This window comes from Vibrio sp. D173a, assembly GCF_030248475.1.
Map to the genome: position 1 here is coordinate 1 of NZ_JAHGAH010001151.1, position 904 is coordinate 904.

The 904-nt window shown below is 44.2% G+C and carries 1 pseudogene; it reads left to right on the forward strand.

From position 1 onward, the window contains the following. Nucleotides 1–147 precede the first annotated feature (147 nt). Nucleotides 148–904, forward strand: a pseudogene (locus KIV40_RS31945) (calcium/sodium antiporter); the annotation flags it as partial.

The following is a 904-nucleotide window of genomic DNA, read 5'->3' on the forward strand; positions in this document are numbered from 1 at the left end:
ATTTGAAAGTATTAAGAAATCTCCCTACAAAGGCACTTTCGTTACAACTTAGTCTGAATTAATTGAATCCGTGACTTCCCTTTTATCTAGCAACACGTCAAAATTAGCGGTTAATTGTCCATTTTTTATTAATTTTTAGGAATCATCATGCTTGAAGCGATTGCGTTTCTTATTATCGGTCTAGGTTTTTTGGTGTGGAGTGCAGATAAACTGGTTTATGGTGCCGCAGCATTGGCTCGCAACTTCGCAATCTCTCCCCTAGTTATCGGTATGACGATTCTTGCAATGGGCTCTTCAGCGCCTGAAATGATGGTTTCTGCAACTGCGGCTCTTGATGGCAAAACAGATACAGCCGTAGGTAACGTGCTTGGCTCGAATATCGCCAACATTGCACTTATCTTAGGTATTACAGCATTAATTAAGCCGCTTTCTATTAGCTCTGCGGTTATCCGTCGTGAACTGCCGCTGATGATCGGTGTCACACTACTGGCTGGAGCCCTGCTTTGGGACAGCTACCTTGGCTTCTACGAAGGCGTATTACTGTTTGTGCTGTTCGGCGCATTCCTATTTGCAATGCTGCAAATCAGCCGTCGTGAAAAGAGTAAAGGTGATGCCTTTATCGAAGAGCAAGAGTCAGAGATTCCTGAAGGTGTGAGTAACGTAAAAGCCGCTATGTGGGTGGTTGTGGGCCTGATTGTCCTACCAATTTCAGCAGATATGCTGGTGAACAACGCGGTTGTTATCGCTAAATACTTCGGCATGAGCGACCTTGTCATTGGTCTCACAATTATTGCTGTAGGCACAAGTCTACCTGAACTGGCTGCTTCTCTTGCTGGTGTAATGAAAGGCGAAGATGATATGCCGTGGGTAATATCATTGGTTCAAATGTCTTCAACATTCTAGC